Here is a 26102-nt window from a genome sequence, read left to right on the forward strand (position 1 = left end):
CGGCCTCCGGTCACGTGGACGCCGTGTACGCCCGCCAGCCACCGAAGCGGGTGATGTCGGGCGCGCCCTCGACGGCGTACGGCTCGACGAGGAAGCCGCAGACGTGCCGCCCGTCGGCCAGTTCGACGGTGCCGATGGTCATCGGCGCGGGCAGGGCGGCGGTCAACGCCCCGAACCCGGAAGCCGGCAGCCGCCAGATCTCGCCTTCGATTCCCGTGCCCACGTCGCCGCCTGACGCCGTGCCGTGACCCGCCCCGGCGCCGGCGTCCCGCCCGCCCTTGGTGACCCGGAGCAGGCCGGGCTTGGGCGGCTCGGTGGCCAGGGCGTACAGCCGGTAGCCGCCTGCGGTGCGGGCCGGGCCGACCAGTGTGGCGCCGGCTTGCACCAACTGGGCATTGAGCGGCTGACCGGTGAGGTGGGCGCCGACCACGAACAGGTCGAGCCCGGGGTTGGCGAACCGCTCGGCCAGCGCGGCCAGGGCGCGGTCGGAGAAGGCCGGTCCGGTGAACATCACGCCGAACGGCAGGCCGTCCACGAACCCGGCGGGAACGGCGAGCGAGGCGCAGTCCAGCAGGTTGGCGAAGTTGGTGAACCGTCCCAACCGGGCGTTGGCGCCGACCGGGTCGGCCGCCACCTCCTCGAGGGTGGGATGCCAGGTGGTGGTCGGGGTCAGGAGAGCTGTACAGCCGTGGAGCACCGCGCGTCCGGCGGCACCGAGCGTGGCGAGCCTGGCGGCATCGGCGGCCCAGTCGGCGGCGGTCTTCTCCCGGCCTGCCAGCACGATGGCGGCGACGGTCGGATCGAGGTCCGCCCCGATCAGGTCGCGGTGCTTCTCCAGATGCGCGCCCACGGCGGCGTACCGCTCGGCGATGAACGCGCCGCCGTACAGGAGTTCCGCGGCCTGGAGCAGCGGGGTGATGTCGGTTTCGACGATCTCCGTCCCGGTGCCCGCCAGGCGGGCGACGGCGGCGTCGAAGGCTTCGCGCCAGCCGTCGGCCATGCCCTTCAGATGCTCCCCGGCCGGTACGGCGATCCGCGGACGCGCGGGAGGCGGCGGAAGCTGGGTGCCGGTGCGGGAGAGCGGATCGGCCGGATCGGGGCCCTCGACGAACTCCACCGCGGCGCGGGCGAGTTGCAGGTCGCGGGCGAAGACGGTCACGCAGTCGAGCGTGTAGCAGGCCGGGACCACCCCGGTCACGGGCACCAGGCCCTTGGTGGGTTTGACGCCGACGATGCCGTTGAGGGCGGCGGGCACCCGCCCGGAGCCGGCCGTGTCGGTGCCGAGCGCGATGTCGGCGATGCCCAGCGCCACCGCGACGGCGGATCCGGAGGACGACCCGCCGGAGATGCGGGCCGCGTCCCAGGCGTTGCGCACCGCGCCGTAGGGGCTGCGGGTGCCGACCAGGCCGGTGGCGAACTGGTCCAGGTTGGTCTTGCCGAGCACCACCGCGCCGGCCGCGCGCAGCCGCGTCACCGCCGGCGCGTCGGCCTGCGGTTCGTAGGCATACGAGGGGGCGCCCGCGGTGGTGGGGAGGCCGGCGACGTCGATGTTGTCCTTGACGGCCACCACCAGGCCGGCCAGCGGCAGCGCCGGGTCGATCCCGGCCGCCTCGGCGAGCACCTCCTCGCGTGGCCTGAGGTGGATCCAGATCTCGGGCCGGCCGACGCCCTCGATGCGGTCGTAGGCGGCCTGGACGCGTGCGGCCGGTGTCATGGCGTTCATGCCCGCACCGCCGCGAGGATCTGGCCGGGGGCGACCTGCTCACCGGGCTTGACGTAGATCTCCAGGAGTGTCCCGGCGGTGGGGGCGTTCACCTTGGACTCCATTTTCATCGCCTCCAGGGAGAGGATCGCATCGCCGCTCGCGATGGTGGCGCCTGGCTCGGCCGCGATCTGCCAGACGGTGGCGGTGTACGGCGCGGTGACCGGGACAGCCCCGTCCGGCAGGGTGACGGCAGCCGTGGCGGTCACGGGTTCGGGATCGTCGTCGCGGTCGAACTCTCCCGCGGCTCGCCAGCGTTCCCTCTCGGCCTCGAAGGCGGTGCTCTGCCGCCGGCGGAACGCGGCGATCGAGTCGGCCTCCGCGGCGAGGAAGGCGTTGTACTCCGCGATTGAGAAGGTGCCCTCCTCGGTCGCGAAGGCACCGCGCCCGGCGTCGGTCTCGGCCCGCAGTTCGAGCAGTTCCTCCGCGGTGACGGGATACCACTCGATGCGGTCGAAGAAGCGCAGCGCCCACGGCGAGTCCTGGAACAGGCCGCCCTTGCGGAACCGGTTCCAGATCTGCACGGTGCGGCCGACGAACTGGTAGCCGCCGGGGCCTTCCATGCCGTAGATGCACAGGTAGGCGCCGCCGATGCCGACGGAGTTCTCCGCGGTCCAGGTGCGGGCCGGGTTGTACTTGGTGGTCACCAGGCGGTGCCGTGGGTCGAGCGGGGTGGCGACGGGGGCGCCGAGATAGACGTCACCGAGGCCGAGCACCAGGTAGGAGGCGTCGAAGACGGTGCGGTAGACGTCGTCGGCGGTCCGAAGGCCGTTGACTCGGCGGATGAACTCGATGTTCCACGGGCACCACGGGGCGTCGTCGCGCACCCCGGCCATGTACCGCTCGATGGCGAGCCGGGTGGTCGGGTCGTCCCAGCTGAGCGGCAGCCGCACCGTGCGGGAGGGGACCACCAGTTCGTCGCTGGGCGGGACTTCGTCCTCCAGCTCGCGCAGCAGGGCGGTGAGGTCACGGGCTTTCAGCCGCCGGGCGTCGGTGTGGATCTGGAGGGAGCGGATGCCCGGGGTGACGTCGAGGATGCCGTCGGGCGCGTGGCCGGCGAGAGTCTCCTGCAGGGCGTGGACCCGCATCCTCAGGCCGAGGTCGAGGACCATGGGGCCGTACTCGACCAGGACGTTGTCGTCGCCGTCCCGGCGGTAGGTGACGCCGGGGCGGGCATCGGTGGCCTCCAGGCGGCCGAGTACGCCGTCGTCGCCGTCTCCGCCTGTGCTGATCAGCGTGGGGGAGGAGCGGCGGGCATCGAGGGCGGCCGCCTCGGCTTCCCTGACCGGTACGAAGCGGACGGTGTCGCCGGGGCGGAGCTGGCCGAGTTTCCACAGTTCGCCGCTGGCGACCACCGCGGGGCAGACGAAACCGCCGAGGGACGGACCGTCGGGGCCCAGGATGATCGGCGTGTCGCCGGTGAAGTCCAGGGCTCCCACCGCGTATGGCGTGTCGTGGATGTTGGAGGGGTGCAGCCCGGCCTCACCGCCGTCCTGGCGGGCCCACCGCGGCTTGGGTCCTATCAGGCGGACGCCGGTGCGGGCCGAGTTGTGGTGCACCTTGTAGTCGGTGGCGTAGAGGGTGTCGATGTCCCCGCGGGTGAAGAACTCGGGCGCCGCGTGCGGCCCTTCGGTGACACCGATGTGCCAGTGCGAGGTGATCGCCGGCCGGCGCTCGGGCGGGGTGGGGCCGCCGCCGACGGTCGACGAAGCCCCGGGACGCAGTACGTCTCCGGCGCGCAGCGCCCGCCCGCCGTGCCCGCCGAAGCCGCCGAGGGTGAACGTCGAGGCGCTGCCCAGGTATTCGGGTACGCCGATGCCGCCGCGGACCGCCACATAGCTGCGCAGGCCCGGTCCCTGGCAGGCACCGAGCACCAGGGTGGCGCCGGCCGCGACTGTGACCGGCTCCCACAGGGCTACCGCGCTGCCGTCCACCGTGACCGGGACGGGGGCGCCGGTGACGGCGACCACGGTGGCGGCCGAGAAGCGCAGGCTCAGCCCGCCCGCGGTGACCTCCAGGCCAGGGGCCTGGGCCGGGTTGCCGACGGCCAGGTTGGCCTCGGCGAAGGAGACGGCGTCGAAGGGGCCGCTCGGCGGCACGCCCACGTGCCAGTAGCCGAGCCGGCCCGGAAGGTCCTGGACGGTGGTCATCGCGCCCGGCACCAGGACGTCGATGCGCGGCTCGGGGTCGGCCGTGGTGGCGAGCGTGCTGGTACTGTGCACGGCCTCGCGCACCTCGCCCCGCGAGGTCAGCTCGTGCAGCAGGCCCAGGTTGGTGACGATGCCGTCGACCCGGCTCGCGGCCAGGGCCTGGCCGAGCACGTCGAACGCGGCCTCCCGGGTGGGGCCCTTCGCGATCACCTTGGCGAGCATGGGGTCGTAGTACGGCGAGACCTCCAGACCGGTTTCGGCAAAGCCGTCGACGCGCACGCCGGGCATGTTGTCGGCGCCCTGGCCGGGGAAGACCGCCCGGGTGATCAGGCCCGAGGACGGCAGCGAGTCCTTGCCGGGATCCTCGGCGTAGACGCGAGCCTCCACGGCATGCCCGGCGGGCGTCCACTCCCGCTCGAACACCGCGTCCTCGACCCAGCCGTCGCGGGCCAGGACGAGCATGAGTTCGACGAGGTCGACGCCGTACGCCTCCTCGGTCACCGGGTGCTCGACCTGGAGGCGGGTGTTGACCTCCAGGAAGGCGACCTCCTCGCGCGCGGGGTCGTAGACGAACTCCACGGTCCCCGCGCCCCGGTAGCCGACCGAGGCGAGCAGCCGGCGCGAGGAGTCGTGCAGCAGTGCCCGCACATGAGGAGGCAGGGCCGGGGCCGGGGCCTCCTCGATCACCTTCTGGTTGCGGCGCTGCAACGAGCAGTCCCGGTCGCCGAAGACGGCGATCCGGCCGGTGCCGTCGCCGAAGACCTGCACCTCGACATGGCGGGCGGGGCGCACGAGGCGCTCCAGGAACACTCCGGCGGACCCGAAGTTGGACTCCGCGAGCGCCGCGACGCGGGCGAAGGCCTCGCGCACCTCGTCGGCGGTGGCGCAGGCCTGCATGCCGATGCCGCCGCCACCCCCGGTGGCCTTGACCATCACGGGCAGCCCGATCGAGGAGGCCGCGGTGACGGCCTCCTCGGCGCTTGCCAGCAGTTCCGTCCCGGCCAGCAGCGGCACTCCGGCGGCCTTGGCCAGGGCGCGTGCGGTGTGCTTCTCACCGAAGGCGGTGATCTGGTCGGCGGTCGGTCCCGCGAAACGCAGACCGGCCTCCTCCACGGCACGGGCGAAGGCGGTGTTCTCGGAGAGGAAGCCGTAGCCGGGGTGGATGATGCCCGCGCCATGGGCGAGCGCGGCCTCGATGATCGCCTCCCCGCGAAGATAGGACGCGCGGGCGGGCGCCGGACCGAGGCGGACCGCGTGATCGGCCTCGCGTACGTGCGGGGCGGCCCGGTCGGCGTCGGAGAAGACGGCGACGGTGCCCAGGCCCATCCTCCTGGCGGTGCGGATCACACGGCGGGCTATCTCACCGCGGTTGGCGACGAGAACGGCGGTGGGGCGGATCACGCGCCCTCCTTCGCGGTGCGGGCGGCGTGCGCGGACCGTGCGTCGACGCCGACCGGTGCCGGCTCCACGACGATCATCCGCAGCGGAGTGGGGTTGAAGTCGTTGCACGGGTTGTTCATCTGTGGGCAGTTGGACACCATGACCAGCACGTCCGTCTCAGCGCGCACCGCGACCCGGCGGCCCGGCGCCGACATGCCGTCCACGATGCCCAGCGCGCCGTCCGCCTCGACGGGCACGTTCATGAACCAGTTGAGGTTGGAGACGATGTCCCGCACCCCGAGGCCACGCCGCCCGGCCTCGGCGAGGAAGTTCTCGCGGCAGCCGTGCTGGAACATCACATGATGGCCGTAGCGCAGGGTGTTGGACTCCTTGCCGCACGCGCCGCCGATGGTGTCCTGGCGGTCGACCTCGTTGGCGACGACGGTCATCAACGGGCGGCCCTCGCTGCTGCGCAGCACGGTGCCGGTGCGCACATAGGCGTTGCTCTGCCAGGCCAGGGTGTCGGGGACGCTGTAGCGTTCCTCGGGATCGTCGGCGTTGTAGAGCAGACAGTCGGCCGACTGGTTGCCGCCGACGTCGACGATCGTCAGGACGTGCCCCGTCCGCACCACCGCCGACCAGGGCGCGTTGGGGGCCACCGTCTCGTCCAGGACGACCGCGCCCTCGACCAGGCTCGCTCCCCGGTCGAGGGGAGAGCCCTCCGCGTACACGGCTCCCACGGGGACGGTGGAGGCGACCGTGCCGTCGGCGGCGGTCGGGTGGTTGACGGGCCTGGTATCGGTCCGCGTGCTCGCCATGTCACAGCCCCCGGGCTTCGCAGTAGTCGACGGTGTTGAGGTAGGCCCGGTGCAGTTCCGGAGTGGCGGTGAACCGCGGCTCGCCGGGGCCGGTCGGGGCACCGCGCCAGGCGTGCACCCGCAGTGGGCCGACCATGTAGCCGGGACGAGGGTCCAGCGGATGGGCGACATTGGCGACCAGCACCAACAGGGGCATCTCCGCGATGAGTTCGACATGTGTGCCCGCCCCCGCGCTGCCCTGCCAGGCCAGGGTGCCGTCCGCTTCGACGCGCACGCCCTGGAAGAAGGACAGGCTGGGTGGCAGGTCGCGCCGGCTCAGACCGTGCTTGGCGGCCGCTTTGAGGAAGAGCCCGCGGCCGGACGGCGACGGCCCCTCGGGTCGGGCGTCACCGTACTTGCGCTCGTTCCAGGCGTCGGTGGTGGTGCCGCAGAAGGCGTCGTGCCGGCCGGAGGAGTCAGCGCTGACCACCGCCAGGATCCGGCCGTCGCCGGACAGCAGCGGATGGTCCTGGCCCGGATAGGCCTGCCAGGGCACCTTCTGTGTGTCGGCGACGTTGAGCCGCTCCACCGGCTCCAGGGCGTTGAAGAGCAGCAGGTGGGCGCAGGCGTCACCGCTCGGGTCGTCGAGGCGCAGCCGTGTGCCGCGGGCAAGGATTTTGTGCGTGTAGCCGCCGGGCGCCACCGTCTCCGCCCATACCAAGGCGGTCGCGTCCACCCCCGGTGGGCAGTACGGGCTGTCCGACGCCGGCAGGTACGGCATCCACGCGCCGGCCTGCCCGCCCTGGGCGCGGGCGTCGGCGCGGGCACTGTGGACACTGTCGGTCAGGTGCAGATCACGGGTGCGCGTGGGCGTCTGCCCGGTCGGGTGGCGGCCGTGTGGCGGCACGGCGGTCGAGCTCTCGGTGGTGGTCATGGATGTCCCGTCGTCCCTTCGTCGGTACGTCATCGGTGCGTCCGCTCGTGTCACACGGGCCCTCAGGCGGGCTCGGCGACGGCCCGCGCGTCGAGGGTCGGCTCGGTGTGCGTGTGCGGTACGTGCCTCAGCTCGATGCGGCGGTGCAGCCGGCGGGCGAGGAAGTAGCCGGCACCGGCGGCCAGGCTGAGCCCGATGAACAGCAGGGCGCTCCATCGCAGCCACCACGTGCCGCCGGTGAGGTCGTAGATCTCCGCACGGGGCCAGATCAGGTTGACCGTCATGCCGGCCTGGTAGAGCACGGCGAGCGCGTTGACGGCCACTCCCCATCGGCCCAGCGAGAACAGGGGCCGGCCGGTCTCGTCCACGCCCGCCGGCAGCCCGCCGCTGCCCCGCTGCCGGATCCGGGTGACCAGCAGCGGCACCGTCACGCCCAGATAGGCCAGGTACAGCATGGCGATGCAGAGGCTGGAGAGGGCGGTGAAGATCGCCGACTGGCGGATGTTGACCAGGAGTGCGATCGCGGCGCCGACGCCCACCACGATCGACGTGGTGATCGGCGTACCGGTGCGGGCAGATACCTTGCCGAGGTGGCGGTGGAAAGGCAGGGCGCCTTCGCGGGCCATGGAGTACATCATCCGCGCCCCGGAGGTCTGCACGGCCAGGGTGCAGGCGAACACCGCGACCGCCACGCAACACAGCAGCAGTCGGCCCAGAACCCCGCCTAGCCGGTCGGTGAGCACCCAGGACAGACCACCGGCTGCCAGGTTTCCGTCGGTCAGGCTTCGCGCCGCCATCAACCCCGAGACGATCAGCAACGCGCCGCCGACACCCGAGGTGATCAGGGCCCGCAGGATGGTCCGGGGAGTGGTCCGGCGCGGGCTGTGGGTCTCCTCCGCCAGCTCGCCCGCCGAGTCGAAGCCGACCATCACGTACGCCGCCATCAGCGAGGACGCGAGAAGGGCCCCGAAGTAGCCGCCGTGGCCGGCCCAGCCGGTGGGGTGGGCCACCACCTGCAGACCCCGCTCGGGCAGGAAGAACAGGATCAGCACCAGTGCGAGCACGCCGATGATCTCGACCGTGACACCGAAGCTGGTGGCGGCGGCCATCTGGCGGATGCCCAGGATGTTCACCACCGTGGTGATGACCAGCAGGACGCATCCCAGCAGGACCGCGTTCTGCGCGCCGGTCGGGGAGCCCACCGACGTATCGGCGCCTGGACCGCCGACGATCTGGAATCCGGACCAGATGCCCGGCAGCACCGCCTGTGCCGCGATCGCGGCCGCCGCGACCGTGAGGATCTGCCCGATGATCATGATCCAGCCGACGAACCAGCCCGTCGTGGTGCCGGCCAGCCGGCTCGACCACTGGTAGATCGCCCCGGATATGGGCCAGCGCGCGGCCAGTTCCGCGAAACACAGCGCGACCAGCAGTTGGCCCGCGAAGACCAGCGGCCAGGTCCAGAAGAACGCCGCGCCGCCGAGACCGAAGCCCAGCCCGAACAGCTGGAAGACGGTGGTGAGGATCGACACGAAGGAGAACCCTGCGGCGAACGACGCAAAGCCGCCTACGCCGCGGCGGAGTTCCTGCTGGTAGCCGAAGAGGGCGTCGCCGGTCGTGCCACCGCCGCCAGGGTCCTGCGCAAGGGGGAGTTCGGGCCGGCTCATCGCCGCACCTCCGATCGGTCGACAGATACCTGTCGCTTGATAGGTATTGCGATCGTCGGCCGGACCGGTCTCACACCCGAGTCTGGGAAGTTAAGTTCGTGTATCCGCGGGCCCGCCTCGGAGATGACTGCGTGCCAGCACTCTGCGGTGTCCCCGCAGCGGATTCTCCCGCGCGAGACGGAGGATCAGCTCCCGCGTCTCCTCCGAAATCGGCGACCGACCGGGGCTCTTGTGGAGGTAGGTCCACTTCCCGCCGATCAGCTCTCGGAGCCGGCGCAGCAGCGTCGCTGGGGTGGCCAAGGAGCTGCTCCAGCTCTGTCTGGGCGGCAGACGCGACGGGGCCGCCGGCAGGACCCGGTCGGCCCGGTTCCAACTTCGGTTCAACGAGCTGGCGTTGGAGCACAGCGAGCCGGTGCCGCAACACCGGCAGTTCGACGTCCTTGGCAGTGTTGCCCAGCAGCCGCAGGCCCGCAGGCCCGCAGGCTCCAGCGACCTGCGCGTCAGCAGACGGATCGATGACCACCGCATGGATCTCGATCACGCCGCTGTCCTCCACCGTCCCGCAGCGAAGCGTCCTGATCAGGGCCCGAACTCGGGTTTTCACACGGGACAGGCACGCTCGGCTGGCTGGATGCGACGGGGCCCCGGTCATTGCCGTTCGGGGTCTTGCTTCTGAGTACGGCGCGGGCGAGCGGCCGGTTGTCCGTCCCCTGGCACGGCAGCATGATGGGGACGGAGGCAGCCTCTACGAGCACCCGCAGGCCTTCGCCGCACGTGTCCCCGGTGTCTGTCCGGAACGCCGACTCGTATGGCCACGAGGTCAGTGCAGTGGCCCCGAACACGTCGCACCTCGCCGGCCTGCAGCGCCGGCTTGGCCGCCAGCGTGAGCGACCCGGCTGAGACGATGACCCTCGTGACGGTCGACGCCGACCAGTGCTCCGTTCGGTGCTAACGGATATGCGTTCTGCCGCGAATTCTTGATCGAGGCCGCGCTACAGCTTGCTGAACCGGATTTCGACCTTGACCTGCCGGCCCTGGAGCGTCAGGCAAGGGCTGAACAGGACAATGAAGCTTCGTCATCTTCGAACGTGCTGGTCGGAGGGGCTGGCGTGAGGGGTCTGCGGAGTGCTCCTGCCGGTCGCGGGCAGGAGTCTGCGGTCTTGATCGTCTGACGGGGCGGCGTCAGCGGCCGACTTCGAGGTTGGTCAGGACGAGCAGGGCGCGCAGGAGGGCGGTGGCGCGGGCGGGGCCGGTGCGGAGCTTGATGAGGATCCGCTAGGCCTTCAGGCGGGCGAAGCCGTGCTCGACGGGGCGCGTGCGGCGGCCAGGATTCGGTTGGCCTGCTTCTGGCCCGGGGTGAGTTTGCGGGCGCGGGTGGCCTTGCAGCCGGTGACGATGACCTGGGCATCGGCGTTCCTGGGCTTGTCCACGCCGAGGAAGCCGAGGTCGGCCAGGGCGCCGAGGCCGGCTGTCTTCAGGTGTTCGACGATCTTGTCGCGGCGGGCGGCGGTGGCGTCGTGGGTGCGGCCGGGCCGGGCGGCGGAGATCCAGATCAGGTTGCCCTCCTCGTCGGTCAGGGCGAGGAATTGCAGGCCGTGGCGGTGGTGCTTGCCGGAGTAGTTGGGTCGGTTCGCCGTCCCGGTGCGGTGCTGGGGGGATCAAGGTGCCGTCGATCAGGACGACCTCCCCGCCCCGCGCGGCTGTCTTGCGCAGCGCGCGGTCCAGGCGCGGGGCCTTCGCGGCTAGCAGGTCGATCATCTCGTCGCGCCCGCACGCCAGCCCTCTGACCAGCACGTTCGAAGATGGCGGATCTTCAATGGCGAAGCATCCGGTGAGCAGTCCAACTGAACAACGTGGCGGCGTGGCCTCGGATCGCACTCGGTATACGGGAGGTCGTCGGCTACCTGGAGGTCCAGGGCGGTCACGGCTGCGCCGATGCGTGTCCCCTGCTCGTCCGTGAGGTCGGGCAGCGGCGGGCGGAGGCGGTGTGGAGCGCGAAGGCGCCCATGCCGGGTGCTGCATGGTGCAGAAGGTTGGTGACGCCAGCGGAGTGCGCGTCGTGACGGAGTCCGCCGCCGGATAGGAGGAAGGCCGATCCGTAGGCGACCACGGCCGGCTGGCATACTGGCAGCGCGGGCTCCTCTCGCGGCGGTTTCGCAGGCGGCGGAACCAAGTCCCGCACGCGGAGAGAAAGTTCCCGATGACGACCCGGGTCCGACTACGACCGCAACCAGGACGGAAAGGCGCCCTCTACGGGCACACGCTCAGGGACTACCTCACCGGTGACCCGGCCGACGGTTACCAGGGCATGGTGCGGTCCTGGTAGTCGAGGTACTTCAGGCCCGGCTCGCCGCGGTGTCGGTCGATGGTGTCAGCGAGCCCGGGGACGACCTGGTCGACCGTCAGGGGAGCGCCCGGGCCGCCCAGTTCGGTGCGGACGTGGCCGGGGCACATCAGCAGCAGGCTGTGCGCGGCGCCGGCGTACCGTGCGGCGTAGCTGCGCATCAGCTGGTTGAGGGCGGACTTGCTGGCCCGGTAGGCGTCCTGACCGCCGCGGGTGTTGTGGCCGAGGCTGCCCTGCCGGGAGGACATCACGCCGATGGTGCCGTCCGCGGCGACCAGCGGGCGCAGCGCCTCGACGACGCGCATCGGGCTCAGCGCGTTGGTGACCATGACGTCGGTGAACATCTCGGTGGGGACGTCGGCGATCGGCAGGTCGCCGCGGGTGATGCCGGCGTTGACGAAGAGCAGGTCGAGGCTGCGTCCGGCGAGCCGGTCGCGGAGCGCGTTGATCTGCTCGGGTTCGTTGATGTCCAGCTGCTCGACGGTGACGCGGCCGTCGGAGGCGTCCGCGAGGTCGTGCAGACCGGTACGGGCCTCGCCGCGAACGGTGCCGACGACGTTCCAGCCACGGCGCGCGTACTCGGTGGCGAGGCCGAGGCCCAGGGTGCGGGAGGCACCGGCGATCAGTGCGGTCGGGGCTGTGGTGCTCATGCGTGCACCGCCGGCCTGAGGACCTGCTCGCACCAGGTGCGGAAGGCGGTGGGGCTGGCAGTCTCCGGCGTGCGGCGCACGCCGTTGTCGAGGCCCTCGCCCTTGGCGCGCATCATCGCGACATAGCCCTCGACGATGGCTTCTCCCGTGCCGTGGTCCTGGAGCGTGGCACGGAAGTCCTCCACGGACTGCCGGCGGTAGCGGATGGGGCGGCCGAGGACCTCGCTCATGATGCGGGCCTGGTCCGCGGCGGAGAGGTCCTCCGGGCCGAGCACGGGCACCTCGCCCGTTCCGGTCCAGCTGCGGTCGATCAGCAGCCGGGCCCCGGCTGCGGCGATGTCGAGGGTGCTGGCGACGGGAGCCTTGAGGTCGGCAGGGAGGGTGTCGGTGAAGACGCCGTCGTCGCGGATCGAGGCGGTCTGGCGCAGCAGGTTCTCCATGAAACTGGGGTTGGCGAGTGCCCGGTGGGCGACGCCGCTTGCCGCGATCAGGTCGTCCATGGCGAGGGAGGCGGTTACATGCCCGGCGCGGTCGGCGACGGGGGTGCCTCGGCCGAGCGCGGAGACGCTGACGACATGGCCGACGCCGTGGGCGGCGAAGGCTTTGGCGGCGGGGCGGGTGAAGTCGGCGTAGACGGCGTCCAGGGTGGGCGCCTGGCGGCTGGGCGGGGCGACCCAGAAGACGGCGTCGGCGCCGGCGAGGGCGCGGTCGAGCACGGCGGGGTCGCCGTGCGAGCCGGTGACGGCGTCGACGCGGTCGCGGACCGCGTCGGGGAGCCGGGCGGGGTCGCGGACGACGACGCGGACCGGCTCGTCGGTCCGGTCCAGGAGGCCGCGCAGCAGCCGGCTGCCGATACCTCCGGTGGGAGTGGTGACTACGATCATGCCTTCGAGTCTCGGCCCGGGCGCTTCGGGCGTCCAATACCCTTTGCGCCCGCTCGATACCCTGAGGGCATGGATCTCGATCTGCGCAAGCTCCGCTACTTCGTCGCGCTGGCCGAGCACGGCAACTTCGGGCGGGCCGCGCAGCAGCTGTTCATCGCCCAGCCGGTGCTCAGCCGGCAGATCAGGGCGTTCGAGCAGGAGTTGGGGTGCACGCTGCTGACCCGGACGACGCGCCGGGTGGAGCTGACGGCGGCCGGGCATCAGCTGCACGAGGAGGCGAAGGGCATCCTGGCCGCGGTGGAGGCCGGGCTGCGGCGCGTCCGGGACGCCGACCGAGGCGTGCGGCGGCTGATGGTCGCCTTCTCTCCCGGGCTGCATGTCTCGGAGGCGATCCGCGCCTTCGGGGAGCACCATCCGGACGTGGAGATCGACGTCGTCCCGGCGCACTGGTGGGAGAAGGACCTCCCGCTGCGCGACGGCCGCGCCCAGGTCGGCTTCCTGCGCCGCCCCTTCGACGACGCAGGGCTGTCCGTCGTCCCGATCGGCACTGAGCCCCGGGTGGCCTGCCTACCGACCAGCCATCACCTGGCGAGCCGTCAGGAACTGGCCCTGGCCGACCTGGAGGGTGAGCCGCTCCTGGACACCCCGAGCCGCCGCCGTACCACCTCCGCGGAGGAGAAGTTCGAGCTGATCGCCTCCGGCCACGGCATCGCCCTGGTCCCACAGAGTGTCGCCCGCACCTACTCCCGCCACGACCTGACCCACATCCCGGTCACCGACGCGCCCTCCGCGGAAACCTGTCTGGTGGCTCCCTCCACCACCCGCGAACTACTGGTCACGGCCTTCCTGGACATCGCCACCACGGCACTCCGCGACGCCTAGATGCGCCATCTCATGACATTGGTTCCTCGCTGTCAGGCTTGGTGGGCATAGGACGTGAGGCGATCGGCGAGCGCGATGACGAGGTCGCGCAGTTCATCGGGACGCTCGATGACGAACGGCCGGTCGAGTGCGGCGAGCACCGGAGGCAACCAGTCGAGCCGCTCCGCACGTAGCTCGACGCGCAGCCAGCGCTCCGTCGCCCGGTCCTGGCCTGCCCCGGGCTCGTGCTCTTCCAGGCTCGCGACGCTGGCGGGAAGGTGGGCACGGATCTGCCCAACCGTGCCGTGGATCCGCAAGGTCACCTCATGCCGGTACTCGGCCGTGGCGAACCCCGACAACACCCGCTGTGCCGGACCGGGACCGACGGGCGTTTCGAATGAGCCCGGCAGGGTCCGGGCGTCTGCGATGCGATCGAGCCGGAAGGTTCGGTCCTCGCCGAGCTCGGGGTCCTTGCCCGTGACGTACCACCGGCCCGCATGGGCGACGATTCCGTACGCGTGCAGCGTGCGTTCGCTGCGCCGCCCGTCGCGGTCGGTGTAGCGGATCGAGACCGGTCGGCGGTGGCGCACCGCATCGGCGATGGTGAGCAGGACCTCGGCGTCCGGGGTGTCGAACTCGCCTGGCTGATCCGTGAAGGCGAGAGTTTCCAGGAGAGTACCGAGCCGACGGGCGATGTGCTTGGGCAGCACCCGCCGGATCTTCGCCGATGCCGTCTCGTTTGCCGCGTACTGCGTCGTCGTCAACCCTGCTCGGCGGCCGGCGACCAGGCCGAGCAGCACGGCGAGCGCCTCGTCGTCGCTGAACATGAGCGGAGGCAAGCGGTACCCGGGGGCGAGCCGGTATCCGCCGTAGCGGCCGCGCACCGACTCCACGGGCACATCCAGGTCGATCAGCTGGTCCACATACCGCCGCACGGTGCGCCCTTCGACGCCGAGCCGGTCGGCGAGTTCGGCCATGGTGCGGGTGCCGCCGGATTGCAGCAGCTCCAGGAGGGTCAGCACGCGGCCGGTGGGTCGAGGCATGTTCGCAGCCTAACGCGAATACTGGACCGATTCTGTCCACTATTTCTCCTAGCCTGCGCTGTGCACGCCTTCAGCACTGCCAAGGAGATTCCCATGGACTTCGTCTCGATCCGCATCATCACCGGCGACGTCGCGCGCCTCGTCGAGTTCTACGAGCGAGCCACAGGGGCGCGGGCGACGTGGGCCACCGAGGACTTCGCCGAGCTCAAGACCGCGGGTGCCACGCTTGCGATCGCCAGCACCCGCACCGTCCCGTTGTTCGCGCCGGGCTCTGCCCGACCGGCGGACAACCACAGCGTGATCACCGAGTTCCTCGTCGACGACGTGGACCGCGTTCACCAGAACCTGATCGGTTTCGTCACCGACTTCGTCAACGAGCCCACCACGATGCCCTGGGGCAACCGGTCACTGCTGTTCCGCGACCCCGACGGCAACCTCGTCAACTTCTTCACCCCCGTCACCCCGGCGGCCATCGAGAAGTTCGCACGTTGACGCCACGCTCAGCCGCTCACCGGGGAGCCCTGAGGTCCCAGGGCTCCCGGCGAATGCGGTCGCCGAGTGCAGGGCGGCGCACGCGGACAGGTGCATCGCGCGTGTGAGCTGTCGGCTGCCGCCTCCGGGCGCGTGTTCGCCGTGGATGGAGGTCCCTGACGACTTCGTCGTCGGGGCGAGTCCGGCGTAGGCTTCCGCGGCAGGCGTCAGCCCCTCAGGGGCGCCTTTCCCCGCTCGCCGACGCAACGGATCTCGGCGTGGGGGGTGTTGTGCCGTCGCCTCCACCGCTTGAGCCGACGGCACTCGGAGCGGTCCGAACCAGATCGGCCAATGTCCGTCGGTCGCCGACGACATGTCCACGATGTCTCGCCCGGTTTCCCGGCGGCCTCACCTCCCGGTGCCGTCGCCGGCCTGGTCCGGCATGTCACGGGTGGTGGAGTGGACGCGGCGCAGCCGTCCGTCCGGAGCCAGTTCCCCGAACAGGTAGATCTCGTTGTTCAAGCGACGCCCTTTTCGCATGGTGGAGCGCAGGGTGTACCGGGCGGCGACGCGGTCGCCGGCCATCAGAGTGTCATGGACTTCGACGTCGAGGGCGATCGCGCTCTTGCGTGCAGGGCGGGCATGGGCGATCAGCCTGTCCCGGTCCAGCCGTATCCCATCGCTGTGCCACTCGATGTCCGGGGTGTGGTACCGGTCGATGACCACGCCGGGGTCCTCGCTGCCCAGGCCCATCTCCCGGATGTACGACCTCAGGTACCCGGCGAGCTCCTGCGCAGGGGTAGGCCGGGGATTCTCACTCATGACACTCCTTCGGGACGGGATCCTGGCGGCAGTGGTGTTCGGGCGGCCAGTTCGAGCAGTTCGTCGACCGTCCACTGGTCGTAGGCGTGTTCGCCGTACTTGGCGGCGAGGACGCGGCCGTCGGGCGCGATCAGGAAGTCGGCGGGAAGGCCGAGCCGTCCGCCGTGCGGCCTGCGGGCCGGAGGACGCTCCCGCCCGCGGGCGATCGTCCACGCGCTGCGCAGAATGGCCCGGGCGGTTGGTCCCCAGGCGCGCGGGCTCAGCAGCGCGCGAGGCGCCGACTCGACGCCGAACTCGGTGTACAGCCGCTTGGCCGGGTCGGCGATCACCGCGAAGGGAAGGTCGGATACGTGGTCCCGCAGTTCTTCTGCGGGGGAGTGGAAGATCACGACCTCGCGGATTCCGGCCTGAGCGATCTCCGCGTGTCGCCGCACCACCGATCGCAGGTGCAGGTTGCAGATCGGGCAGCCGGCGAACCGTCGGAACTGCACATGGGTCAGCCGGTCACGGTCGGGCACAGTGACCGGGGCGCCCGACACGGCCGTGAGCCCGCGGGAACCGACAGTGGCACACGGCCCTAAGGTCCCTCCCTGCGTGCGCCTTCGAGACGTGTGCATCATCTCCCCCTCGCTTTAGGCGTACACCATACGCTTACCAGCGTAGGCGTATGCCGTACGCTGTCAACCGTCATGCCTCGCCCTCGTTCACTCACCCCGGATCAGCTCGCCTCGGCCGCCCTCACCGTCATTGATCGCGACGGGCTCGCCGGCCTGTCGATGCGCGCGGTCGCGCAGGAACTGCGGATGAGCACGATGGGGCTCTACCGCTACGTCGCCGACCGCGAGGAACTCGAACGGCTGGTCGTCGAGGCCGTCCTCGGAACCGTCGACACCGAGCCGGCGCCTTCGTGCACGCCGTGGGAGGAGCGGATCGAGGCCCTGGTGCGGCGCCTGCGCGACACCATCAGTGCACACCCCGCGGTCGTGCCGCTGACGGTCACCCACCGGCACCAGTCCCGCGCAGTGTTGCGCTGGTCGGAAGCAGTACTCACCGTCCTCGCCGAGGCAGGCTTCGACGGCACACGACGCGTCATCGCGCTACGGGCCCTGCTGAGCTACATCATCGGGGCCATCCAACTGGAACACCTGGGGCCCCTGGCGGGCGAGGGCACGGTCGCCATCTCCGCGCTGCCGCCCACCGAGTTCCCGCACCTGGCCCAGACCGCGCAGCGCGCGCGTGACGTGGGTGCCGACGAGGAGTTCCTGGGTGGGCTCGCCGCGCTGATGCGTGGCCTGCGCACGTAACACCCGCGCTCCCCGTTGGTGGTCGGAGCCCCACCGCCCTCGCATACCGGTGCGAGGGGCCGGTCAAGACGTCAGGAGAGGCGAAGAGGGTTCGCGTCGGCGCGGCCGCCGGTGCCAAGGGTCCGCCGGTGTGCCGGGGGCATCTCCGGGTGAGTCGAGGATCGGCCTGGGCCACGCGGATGTTCTGTGGGGCCGGGGGACCGACTCTGCTGGGCAATTCCCTGCGGGGTGACGGTGGGCACGGGCTGATCGCTCGTGCGGTCGTTGTCCTGTCGTGCGGCCGTAGGGGTGGTGTGGGTGTCGATGCGGCCGCAGGGGCTGCCGGAGGTTCCGGCGCAGACGGCGGCGGTGGCCCGGGCGGCGCTTCCGCAGGGGAGCCTGGCGATGCGGGCGCGGGACCGGCTCACGGAGGTCTTCGCGGACGAGCCGTTCAGCGACGCGTTCGGGGTCCGGGGTGCTCCGGGGTTGTCGCCGGGGGTGTTGGGCCTGGTCACGGTGTTGCAGTTCGCCGCGAACCTGACCGACCGGCAGGCTGCGGCGATGGCGGTGCGGGCGATCGACTGGAAGTACGCGATGGGCGTGGAGCTGATGGACATGGGGTTCGACGTCAGTGTGTTGAGTCGGTTCAGGGCTCGGCTGGCCGAGCACGTCATGGAACCGGTGCCCTTCGACCGGCTCCTTGAGCACTGCGAGGCCGAAGGGCTGGTCGCTGCCGGTGGGAAGCAGCGCACGGACTCCACCCATGTGATCAGTGCGGTGCGGGACTTGAACCGTCTGGAGCTGGCCGGGGAGAGCGTGCGGGCCGCGTTGGAGGCGCTCGCGGTCGTGGCGCCGTCCTGGCTGGCCGGGGCCGTGGACGGCGCGGAGTTCGCTCACCGTTACGGGCCGCGGGTGGACAGCTGGCGGATGCCGTCCTCGCAGACCAAGCGTGACAGGCCCGCGCAGGTCTTCGGCCAGGATGCGCCGGCGTTGTGCCGGGCCGCATGGGCGCCCGGGCTCCGGGATGGATCCGCGAGATCGAGGCAGTGCAGGTACTGCGGCAGATCCTCGTGCAGACCTACCACCTCCGCACCGACGCCAAGGGGCAGGAGGTGATCGTAAAGCGGGCCGCCGACGACGAGGGCGTCGCGCCCGGCCAACTCCGCCTCGCCTCGCCTACGATCTCGACGCACGCTGGGCGGCCAAGGGCGAGGACCCGGGCCGTCGCATGCTCACTCTGCGGCCGAGAGAACCCGAAGAAGCCCTCGCCAGGGCCCGGGCCGAGCAGAAGACAGAGACCTGAAAACGAGGTACGCACTGCGCGCGGGAGTCGAGGGCACCATCAACCAGGCCCTCGACATCACCGGCATTGGCCGGGCCCGCTACCGCGGGCTACCGAAGGTCCGTCTCCAACACACCTTCTCCGCAACCGCCCTCGACGTCGTCAGACTCGACGCCTACTGGACCGGCCACGACCAGCACCCCCCGAGCAGCCGCCTCGAACGCCTCGCCTACCGACTCACGGCCTGATTCGCGAATTGCGCAGCAGAGTCCGCCTATCACCCAAAGCACAATCCGGACGGCCACGATCTCGACACCTGCCCATCTGCGGGTATACCGCGTTCTGCGTACAGGGTCTCGACACATGGGGGCGCGTCCCCTCCGGCCAGTGCCTGGTGTGCATGTATACCCGCACCCCCAAAACCGCGGACGACGAGGGTTACAGCGAGCATCTGGCGTGGCTTGACGGCGAGAACTGATCACCGGCCCCCCGAGCATTGCCTGTCTCACGTGGCGATGTCTCGTCACGGACTGCTCTCTTGTGGGCACGCCCATGCAACTGAGCCGATGTAGCCCCGAGTTTTCGCTGTCCCCCGGCCGCCAAGTAGATTCTTGACCCTCACACCGTGTCAGGCGGTCAGCTCGGAGACATCATGTTCACCATCGGAGACTTCGCCCGGCATGGCCGCGTCTCGGTCCGCATGCTGCGTCACTATGACGCGACCGGACTGCTGCGACCGGCTCACGTCGACCCCGCCAGCGGCTATCGCTACTACACCGGTACCCAGCTCGCCCGCCTCAACCGGATCATCGCGCTCAAGGACCTCGGATTCACTCTCCAGCAGGTCCAGGACATCGTGGACGAGAAGGTCGGCCTCGGGGAACTGCGCGGCATGCTGCGGCTTCGGCGGGCCGAACTGGAGACCGCCATGGCTGCCGCAGGAGCACGGCTGATCCAGGTCGAGGCGAGGCTCCGAGCGATCGAGAGTGAGGGGCACATGCCCACGAACGACGTTGTCATCAAGAGCGTCCCTTCCGTCCGGGTGGCGGAGCTGACCGCAACGGCCGCGAGCTTCGAGCCCGAGGACATCGGCCCGGTCATCGGGCCGCTCTACGACGAGCTGTTCCGGTGCCTGGGCTCAGCGGGTATCACTCCCACGGGCCCCGGCATCGCGTACTACGAGGATGCCCCGGAGGGTGGAGGCAGGATCAGCGTCCACGCCGCCGTCCAGGTCTCCGCCCCTCTCCAGCACGGCACCTTCCGGATCCTCGACCTGCCGTCCCTCGACCAGGCAGCGACCATCGTGCACCGCGGTTCGATGGACACCGTGCTCCCCACCGCCCAGGCCCTGGCCCGCTGGATCGACGCCAACGACTACCAGTCGACCGGATACCCCCGCGAGATCAACCTGGAATGCCCGGAAAATCGTGACGACTGGGTGACGGAACTGCAGGCACCGGTGACCCGGGCCTGATCAATCGCGCCCCAGCCTGCCCGACTTCAGTCTTGAGAGCTTCTTGCGGCAGGTCAGGGCGGCAAGGCCGAGAAGGGCGAGGAAGTGCGAGCCGGTTCGCTCGTATCGGAGGGTGAGGCGGCGGTAGCCCGAACAGCCAGGCGATCGACCGCTCGGTCTTCCAACGGTGCCGGCCGGGCCGTTCGCCCGATTCGATCCCCGGGCGCGCGATGCGCGGGATGAGCCCGCGTTCGCGCAGCCAGGTGGGCGAGATCCGGGTGCTTCACGCCGGATCTCGCCCCACGCCACAGGGGGAACCTCGCGTAGTCGAATGGCGAGGTCCTGGGCTGCGGTTGTGTTGCGTTGGTCGGCGAGGATGACGAACTGGTCGCCGCTGACCCGGGCAACGGTGTCGCCGTCCCATACTCCCTGGCTGAGCGGACGGGCGACTTCGACGACAACGGCATCGCCTGAGTTGTGCCCGAACCGGCCGTTGATCGACTTGAAGCCGTCGAGGTCGCAGAAGACCACCGCGAGGCCCTTGTCGCCGTCGTCGCGCTCGCTTTCCGGGGCGATCGTGCGTGTACGTGGTGGTCATAGGCGTCGTACGCCTCGACCCCCGCCTGGAAGTCGGAGATGAGGACTGCTCTATCGGACACGCGTTTCTCGTCGGTGGAATCCCGCGGGTTGAGCTCGCCAGCATAGGGTGGATGTGGGCAGAGGCGAGCCGACAGACGGGAGCGCGGCTCGGCGGAGTTGGGCAGGCCGGTCAACGAGTCGGAAACCCAGACGTAGCTGCCGTCGCGCCGCCCCAGGCGCAACTCGGCGCGGCCGCCCTCCGCCGGGGTCCGCAAGAGCGTGACGACGTCCTCGGGGCGGACGAAATCCGCGAGGGCGCTGCGACGCATTGCAGAGGCGCAGGTTGGGCGGCCAGTGTCCGATCGGCCGGTCCAGCGCGGTCGCCGCTCTGGGCGTACGCACTCCTGGGAAAGAAGTGGATTCAGACGAGCTGGAGGTCCGCCTCGAGGGCTGCCAGGTCGATGCCGTTGACCTCGCCTGCTTCTTTGAACTCCTGGGAAATGATGGCCCAGGCCTCATCCGCATAGGTGGACCACCAGTCCCAGGCGACGGGCTGCACCGCGCCCCAGGTGATCGCGTAGAGCCAGTTGGCGTCGTAGCCCAGCAGCGGGATGGCGTGCCCGCCCACGATCGACTGTTCCTGCCAGCCGGCATCCAGTGTCCAGGGCTTGCGATCCGCGAACTGCTGCTGCGCGTTCGCGGGCACCTGGATTCCGGCATACGCGCCACCGAACAGGTAGATGGCCTGCTTGAGGGCGGTCAGATCATGGACGTTGACCGGCGCGTAGGCGACCACCCGGTTGTCCCACAGACCGGCACGCTGCCAGGCCTTGAGGACGTGAGCCTCGACCAGGCCGCTGTCATTGCCCCTGGTGAGCTTGAAGTACTCGTCCACGACCTGCTGCTCGGTGGGCACCAGGTCGTTCGTCCCGGTCTGGGCCTCCCAAGACTGGATCATGTGGGCTGCTGCGGCCATCGTGCAGTCGCCGTACTGGTTGTTGCCGTCCATCGGCCAGTTGCTGACCTTGCCCTCCCAGTCCACAGAGGGCGGCGGATCGGGCAGCGGAGCCCTTGCGTAGACCGTCAGTTCCTTTAGAGCAACCGGGAACTGAGGAAGGAGCTTTCCGAGCTTTCCTGCTACGCGAGCCATCATTACTCCCCACACGGTGAGTGAACTGCTGGTAGATCTTTGACTTCCGGCGGCGCCCTCCGGCCCGCGCTCTCGGGCGGGACGTGGAATCGATCTTGATGAGATGACGACGCCCTCCACTGCGGCAGCCATCAGTGGGTCGACAGCCTGTCGAGGGCGGGAGGGCCAGGTCATGCCGGGTGTCGTCCTTGAAGCGGGAACTCTTCAGTCCTGCCACAGGTCGCGCTGCCGTGCCGTTTGTCGCCATGCGTCGCTTGGGCACCAGCGAATACCGCCGGCATGCCCCGGTGGACCGCGCCTTGCGCAAGCCTGCGGCGCGCTGCGTTGAACCTAGGACGCGCCCATCGCGTCGCTGTCAGCTTGACCCTGCCGCGAGGCCGCTACTGAAGTCCCTTCCATCCCTTTTTCCATATTTTTTCACTCCGGCACCAGGCCTGTCCAGTGGGACACAAGCAATAAACAGCCCATAGGGGCGCGCGGGGGCGCCTGGAAGGCGCTCGTTGGCACTGTTGCGGGCGGCGCGCACCCAGGCGGACCCCCATGCGTCCGGCCAGCTCTCCATGACCGCGGTCACCGGCGCTCATGTCTGCTTTCGAGGCGGTAGGCAATCAGGTGCCATGCTGCGGTGGCGAGGGTCAGTCCCGGCGTGGCAGGCCGCGGGCACGGCTGATCATCTCCTGCCAGAATGCGCGGATGCCGCTGTAGGTGAGGGACGCCGGGCGGCCGCCCGGACGGTGCACCCACTGCTGACGGCTGAACGCCTCGGTCAGCTCGGCTCGAATGCCGGCGGTGCCCCTTGGCGGGTACGGGCACAGGCGGAACTCGCAGGAGTCGGCGCAGGCGTCCCCTGGCAGCGGGGTGTCGGCCCCGCCGACCGTCAGCCGCAGGTTGAGCGTGCTGCGGTCGACACCCAGACAGGGCGGCAGGTCGCTGCGGGCCGTCCTCTGGAGGTGGCGCTCGCGTTCGTCCGGCGCGGTGCCGCGATCTGCGAGGGTAAGCAGCAGGATCACGTCGGCGACCAACTGCCGGGCTTCAGGGACCAGCGCCACCCAGCCGGTCGAGCAGGGGATCCACAGTCCGCGCCGCTCCATCGGCACGGCCGTAGCCGCGACCCTCTGGACCGGCAGTGCCGCCCAGGTGGCGCCCGCAGCTCCTCCACCCTGGACGGCCTCCGCCAGGCCTCGCCGGGTACCGGAGTTCGTGGTGGGCTTGCTGCGGGCCGAGGACGCTATGTCCGGCAACGGGCTCGACCAACCGCTAGCAGGTGCTGGTATCCGCTTGCACGTGTGCACGCTGCGGGGGAGGGCTCAGTGGTCGCCTGCGCGTTCGTTCCCCGGGCACAGATCGAGCGTGGTGCACAACTGGAGCACCTGGTACGTCCCGCCGTCGTGCCCCACACCCGTCTCCCCCTCGCCGTGCGGCAGGAAGCGCCACTGCGAGGGCTTGGTGTGCCGGGTGCGGTTCGTCTTCGCCACATGAGCGTGAAGCGTGCGGGCTCTTGAGTCGTTCGTCTCCACCAGGACCTCGTCCGCGGCGATCGGGAAGTGGTCGTGCAGAAGGCACAGGCCGAAACGGTTCAGGTTCCCGTGTTTGGCCAGCACCGCCACCAGGTCCCGGACGAACTCCGCGTCCTGCGGCCCCAGTCCCTGGGCTTCCTCGAAGCGGGGAAGCGGGTTCCGCGCAACGGACGACACCGATGTGTCGGTCATGACCCCTCCATCAAATAGTTGACGCTCCAAATAGTTAACGGTCATCGGATTCCATTATCAACCACTGGCCGATCTCCTGCAATTCAACGGAAAGCGGCCGATGGAGTGGGCCGCCATATCTCTCGCCGAATGTCAGGGGGCATGGCATATGGCAAGGGCCTCATCTCCGTGGGGAGGAGGTGTCGGGGCGATGAAGGGCATCCGGTGGCAGTGCCTTTTACTGCTGATGATGGTGACCGTGGTGGGGTGGGCCTGTCCCTCGGCGCAGGCATCGCAGAACAACAGGGAATCCTGCTGGGAGAGTCGGCTCGACACCAGTCACGTGACGGCCAGACTCCAATTCGACCAGAACAGCGAACCCTACCTCAAGGTCTATTCTCGTATGACAGTCGACGTGCCTCTGAAAAAGTGGCCCGCAGCAAGATTTCTGACCTACGGTGAGGAGTCGGCGGAATATCAACACGCACTGCAGTGTCTGCTGCGCGGACCTGACAGCGGCCGACGACTCAAGGAATGGCGCCCAAATGTTCCAGTGGTGACGGCCTCCAGTGAGAAAGTCACGGTGCAGTATGACGTCTTCGCCTGGATCGAGGACTACGACCCGATCCGGCTCGGCCCTTGGCAGATCACCAAAGCAACGGAAAAAATGTGGCAAGTGCGACTTCGGCCGCCCACGTTGCAATATGCGCACTGGCAGCTGGTGGAGGCCGACACGGACGGCATGCATTTCAGTGACCGCTCCCGGCTGGCATCGTCCTTCACCGAGAACGACCTGGTATGGAGAAACCAGAAACCCACGCTCATCGATTTCGACATCGAACTTCCCTGGCTGCGTAGCTGACTCCTGAGCTATGGCCAGTCATTCTGGAGCAAGCTCGGAGTCGCGGGCTGGTGGGTGTGCGCCTCCGTCGTGATCGCACTGACCGCGCTCCGTACCCAACGGGCGCATTCCGCCGACACGACCGGGACACCAGGCTCCTCGGCGCGGGCCGGAGGCGTGGGCAGCGGAGGGAGCGACGGCCTCACGCGGATCGTCCTGCAATGGGCCCTGCTCAGCGGGGCGATCGCCCTGACGCTGAGTCTGGTCGTCTCCTAGCCCCCGATCAGCTCCCGGTGGCGCAACCTTGTGTGTCTTGCCGCCGGCCTTGCCCTGGTCCTGGTCGCGCGCCCCTGGTGCAGCGCCATACCGGTCACCGCCCTGGACAGCACAGCCGATGGCTCCGACATCGCCCGAGACCACCGGCGGCGCCAGACGCACACCGGGATCGGCGTGGCGTCGCCGATGGCGCCGGTCGGCGCGCTGGTGGTCCTGGCGCCTCAGATGTTCGGACTGCCCCAGAGCCTCGCGTCGAAAGCGGAGCCCAGCGTCCTCGGCAACGTCGGCTATGTGCTCATGGGCCTGGCTACCCTGTGGTTGTGGCTGGCCGCCATGGCCGCCTGGATGTGGCGTTTCGCGCGCGAGGGCACACTGATCCCCGCCTCCTGGACCCGCCGGTGGGACAACACGCCGGTGCGCTGTATCGCGGTGGTCTCCGCGCTGCTCCTCGCGGTCGCAGAAAGCATGCTCGGTTGTTTCTGGTGGGTGAACGAGAACCAGTGGAGAAGGACCACCTGGCTCACTGGTCCCGACCCCGTGTCCAGGCATGGCACCTACGCCAGTTCCTACCGTGCGGGTTTCGCGTTCAGCGATCTGACGTGGATGTTCGACTACATCTGGCTCTTGACGGGTGTCGCACTCTTCGCCCTGCTGCACTTCCGCGCCAGGACACAAAGCACACCGTCCGGCCGTAAGCGGGAACGGCCTGCCCTGGGCCCGGAAGGGCCCGACCTGCTGCTGACCGCGGCCGTGTTCGCCTTCACTGTGGGGCTGCGGGGCGCCACCTTCGCGGGCTTCTGCATCCAGTACGGCGTGTGGCTCATCCTGAACATCGGCTCGCTGCTCGCGGTTCTCGCGGCGGGGCGACGGTGGTCGGTCCTCAGCCAGATGGGTCACCACTTCTGCGTGAAGAGACTGAGAACGAAGAGGCGTCGACGTGAGCTGATGACGAAAGCCCACGAATACCGCAACGTCAACCACCAGTTGCAGTTGCTGGACCCAAGGACGCGCCGGGGATGTCACTTGCGAACAGTTGGAGGGGCGGCTACGGGCGCTGCGCCATTGGCTGGTGGACGGATGCGGCCGGAAGAACCCACCCGACCACCTCTCCGTCCTGGACGCCGCCCTGGCCTGGGGCCCGGAGGGCGACAGGTGGACCAACGGCGTGCACGCCGCGAAGGTGGCCTTCTGCTTCGGAGTTCCGGCCAGCGGAGCCCTGCTCTATCTAGACATGCAGGACCCTGGAACATGACACGGCTTGCCTTCGAGCCCACCGCGATCCCGGCGCTCGTCGCAAGCACCATCGCCTATCAGACGGCGTGGGCCGGTGCCGGTTTCGTCCTGGGCACGCTGTGGCGTCTGCTCCCGGGGCGCCACAGTCCCGCTCGCGCATGGAGCCTGACCTGTTCCTACGCCGTGCTCCCCGGCCTGGCCGCGTTACTGAACAAGTTCACCCACGCGGACTTTCGCGACCTGCTTCTCTATTCCCTGCTCATGCTCATCATCCTGACGATCACCAGCATCTGGATGGACACATGGACCTTCAGGCAGGAGCGACAGTACTGGCCCAGCCGTTTCGCGCTGCTCGTGTCCATCTACCAGCTCCGGGGCCTGTCCGCGCACGTCGCTTGGATTCTCGCCCAGGTCGGGGCCGCCGTGGCCATCTGGAGTCAACTGGTCACACGCTAGGTGTATTGACCTGAAGCGTTGTTCACACGGCTGATCGGTGGGTGGCCGCCGAGTGCGGTGTGGCAGCGGTGGTGGTTGTAGGTGTGCAGGAAGTCT

At 69.9% G+C, this 26102-nt stretch carries 23 protein-coding genes and 4 pseudogenes; 9 read left to right on the top strand and 18 right to left on the bottom strand.

Going from position 1 to position 26102, the window contains the following annotated elements; translation table 11 throughout:
- Positions 1–10: 10 nt before the first annotated feature.
- The 8 genes from ACZ4MF_RS41365 to ACZ4MF_RS41400 all read right to left on the bottom strand — a co-directional run bounded on the left by ACZ4MF_RS41365 (position 11) and on the right by ACZ4MF_RS41400 (position 12568).
- Positions 11–1714, bottom strand: coding sequence for an allophanate hydrolase (locus ACZ4MF_RS41365; RefSeq protein WP_467498549.1), 1704 nt, complete (start codon positions 1712–1714; stop codon positions 11–13).
- Positions 1715–1719: 5 nt separating this feature from the next.
- Complete coding sequence (gene uca / locus ACZ4MF_RS41370) at positions 1720–5313, bottom strand: urea carboxylase (RefSeq protein WP_467498509.1); 3594 nt, start codon at positions 5311–5313, stop codon at positions 1720–1722.
- On the bottom strand, positions 5310–6110 hold the full coding sequence (locus ACZ4MF_RS41375; protein WP_467498510.1) for an urea amidolyase associated protein UAAP2: 801 nt from the start codon (positions 6108–6110) through the stop codon (positions 5310–5312). The genes uca and ACZ4MF_RS41375 overlap by 4 nt, the downstream gene beginning before the upstream one ends.
- A 1-nt stretch (position 6111) precedes the next feature.
- The gene (locus ACZ4MF_RS41380; protein ID WP_467498512.1) at positions 6112–7023 is read right to left on the bottom strand and encodes an urea amidolyase associated protein UAAP1; all 912 of its coding nucleotides are present in this window, start codon (positions 7021–7023) and stop codon (positions 6112–6114) included.
- 62 nt (positions 7024–7085) lie between these two features.
- On the bottom strand, positions 7086–8690 hold the full coding sequence (locus tag ACZ4MF_RS41385; RefSeq protein WP_467498514.1) for an amino acid permease: 1605 nt from the start codon (positions 8688–8690) through the stop codon (positions 7086–7088).
- Positions 8691–9973: 1283 nt separating this feature from the next.
- Positions 9974–10282, bottom strand: a complete 309-nt coding sequence (locus ACZ4MF_RS41390; protein WP_467498551.1) for a transposase family protein — start codon at positions 10280–10282, stop codon at positions 9974–9976.
- Between the two features lie 706 nt (positions 10283–10988).
- Positions 10989–11684 (bottom strand): SDR family NAD(P)-dependent oxidoreductase, encoded by a 696-nt coding sequence (locus ACZ4MF_RS41395; protein ID WP_467498516.1) that lies wholly within the window; start codon positions 11682–11684, stop codon positions 10989–10991.
- Positions 11681–12568, bottom strand: coding sequence for an NAD(P)H-binding protein (locus ACZ4MF_RS41400; protein WP_467498518.1), 888 nt, complete (start codon positions 12566–12568; stop codon positions 11681–11683). The genes ACZ4MF_RS41395 and ACZ4MF_RS41400 overlap by 4 nt, the downstream gene beginning before the upstream one ends.
- A gap of 69 nt (positions 12569–12637) precedes the next feature.
- Here ACZ4MF_RS41400 and ACZ4MF_RS41405 point away from each other — a divergent pair, with 69 nt between their 5' ends.
- Positions 12638–13450 (top strand): LysR family transcriptional regulator, encoded by an 813-nt coding sequence (locus tag ACZ4MF_RS41405; RefSeq protein WP_467498520.1) that lies wholly within the window; start codon positions 12638–12640, stop codon positions 13448–13450.
- Between the two features lie 32 nt (positions 13451–13482).
- On the opposite strand, the gene ACZ4MF_RS41410 is transcribed toward ACZ4MF_RS41405, so the two are convergent.
- Complete coding sequence (locus ACZ4MF_RS41410) at positions 13483–14472, bottom strand: helix-turn-helix transcriptional regulator (protein ID WP_467498522.1); 990 nt, start codon at positions 14470–14472, stop codon at positions 13483–13485.
- A gap of 93 nt (positions 14473–14565) precedes the next feature.
- Here ACZ4MF_RS41410 and ACZ4MF_RS41415 point away from each other — a divergent pair, with 93 nt between their 5' ends.
- Positions 14566–14964: a VOC family protein gene (locus ACZ4MF_RS41415; protein ID WP_467498524.1), complete on the top strand. Its 399-nt coding sequence runs from the start codon at positions 14566–14568 to the stop codon at positions 14962–14964.
- A gap of 66 nt (positions 14965–15030) precedes the next feature.
- Here the strand turns inward: ACZ4MF_RS41415 and ACZ4MF_RS41420 are convergent.
- From ACZ4MF_RS41420 to ACZ4MF_RS41430, 3 genes and pseudogenes are all read right to left on the bottom strand, one after another.
- Positions 15031–15156 (bottom strand): annotated as a pseudogene (locus tag ACZ4MF_RS41420) (transposase); the annotation flags it as partial.
- A gap of 195 nt (positions 15157–15351) precedes the next feature.
- On the bottom strand, positions 15352–15765 hold the full coding sequence (locus tag ACZ4MF_RS41425; RefSeq protein ID WP_467498526.1) for a nuclear transport factor 2 family protein: 414 nt from the start codon (positions 15763–15765) through the stop codon (positions 15352–15354).
- A complete protein-coding gene (locus tag ACZ4MF_RS41430; RefSeq protein WP_467498528.1) occupies positions 15762–16283 on the bottom strand; it encodes a peroxiredoxin-like family protein in 522 nt (173 codons plus the stop codon). Before ACZ4MF_RS41430 ends, ACZ4MF_RS41425 begins: the two co-directional genes overlap by 4 nt.
- Before the next feature lie 171 nt (positions 16284–16454).
- Between ACZ4MF_RS41430 and ACZ4MF_RS41435 the strand changes: the two genes are divergently transcribed.
- The 4 genes from ACZ4MF_RS41435 (at position 16455) to ACZ4MF_RS41450 (ending at position 19804) form a co-directional block, all read left to right on the top strand.
- Complete coding sequence (locus tag ACZ4MF_RS41435) at positions 16455–17069, top strand: TetR/AcrR family transcriptional regulator (protein WP_467498529.1); 615 nt, start codon at positions 16455–16457, stop codon at positions 17067–17069.
- Positions 17070–17372: 303 nt separating this feature from the next.
- The gene (locus ACZ4MF_RS41440) at positions 17373–18164 is read left to right on the top strand and encodes a transposase (protein ID WP_467498553.1); all 792 of its coding nucleotides are present in this window, start codon (positions 17373–17375) and stop codon (positions 18162–18164) included.
- A gap of 78 nt (positions 18165–18242) precedes the next feature.
- Positions 18243–18578: a transposase gene (locus tag ACZ4MF_RS41445; protein ID WP_467498555.1), complete on the top strand. Its 336-nt coding sequence runs from the start codon at positions 18243–18245 to the stop codon at positions 18576–18578.
- Positions 18579–18982: 404 nt separating this feature from the next.
- Positions 18983–19804 (top strand): MerR family transcriptional regulator, encoded by an 822-nt coding sequence (locus tag ACZ4MF_RS41450; protein ID WP_467498531.1) that lies wholly within the window; start codon positions 18983–18985, stop codon positions 19802–19804.
- Here the strand turns inward: ACZ4MF_RS41450 and ACZ4MF_RS41455 are convergent.
- The 5 genes and pseudogenes from ACZ4MF_RS41455 to ACZ4MF_RS41475 form a co-directional block, all read right to left on the bottom strand.
- Positions 19805–20021, bottom strand: a pseudogene (locus ACZ4MF_RS41455) (IS5/IS1182 family transposase); the annotation flags it as partial.
- 83 nt (positions 20022–20104) lie between these two features.
- Positions 20105–20715, bottom strand: a pseudogene (locus tag ACZ4MF_RS41460) (diguanylate cyclase domain-containing protein); the annotation flags it as partial.
- Between the two features lie 68 nt (positions 20716–20783).
- Complete coding sequence (locus tag ACZ4MF_RS41465) at positions 20784–21512, bottom strand: hypothetical protein (protein WP_467498533.1); 729 nt, start codon at positions 21510–21512, stop codon at positions 20784–20786.
- Positions 21513–22147: 635 nt separating this feature from the next.
- Complete coding sequence (locus ACZ4MF_RS41470; protein ID WP_467498535.1) at positions 22148–22603, bottom strand: hypothetical protein; 456 nt, start codon at positions 22601–22603, stop codon at positions 22148–22150.
- A gap of 216 nt (positions 22604–22819) precedes the next feature.
- Positions 22820–23221 carry a hypothetical protein gene (locus ACZ4MF_RS41475; protein ID WP_467498536.1) on the bottom strand — a complete coding sequence of 134 codons (402 nt, stop codon included), beginning with the start codon at positions 23219–23221 and terminating at the stop codon, positions 22820–22822.
- 190 nt (positions 23222–23411) lie between these two features.
- On the opposite strand from ACZ4MF_RS41475, the gene ACZ4MF_RS41480 reads away from it, so the two are divergent.
- The 3 genes from ACZ4MF_RS41480 (at position 23412) to ACZ4MF_RS41490 (ending at position 26006) form a co-directional block, all read left to right on the top strand.
- A complete protein-coding gene (locus ACZ4MF_RS41480; protein WP_467498538.1) occupies positions 23412–24062 on the top strand; it encodes a DUF6185 family protein in 651 nt (216 codons plus the stop codon).
- Between the two features lie 69 nt (positions 24063–24131).
- A complete protein-coding gene (locus tag ACZ4MF_RS41485; RefSeq protein WP_467498540.1) occupies positions 24132–24317 on the top strand; it encodes a hypothetical protein in 186 nt (61 codons plus the stop codon).
- A 30-nt stretch (positions 24318–24347) separates the two neighbouring features.
- The gene (locus tag ACZ4MF_RS41490; protein ID WP_467498541.1) at positions 24348–26006 is read left to right on the top strand and encodes a DUF6185 family protein; all 1659 of its coding nucleotides are present in this window, start codon (positions 24348–24350) and stop codon (positions 26004–26006) included.
- Here ACZ4MF_RS41490 and ACZ4MF_RS41495 read toward each other — a convergent pair.
- A pseudogene (locus ACZ4MF_RS41495) lies at positions 26003–26102 on the bottom strand (IS481 family transposase); the annotation flags it as partial. The gene ACZ4MF_RS41490 and the pseudogene ACZ4MF_RS41495 sit on opposite strands and share 4 nt — an antisense overlap.

The sequence above is a fragment of the Streptomyces sp. NPDC025793 genome (assembly GCF_055558375.1).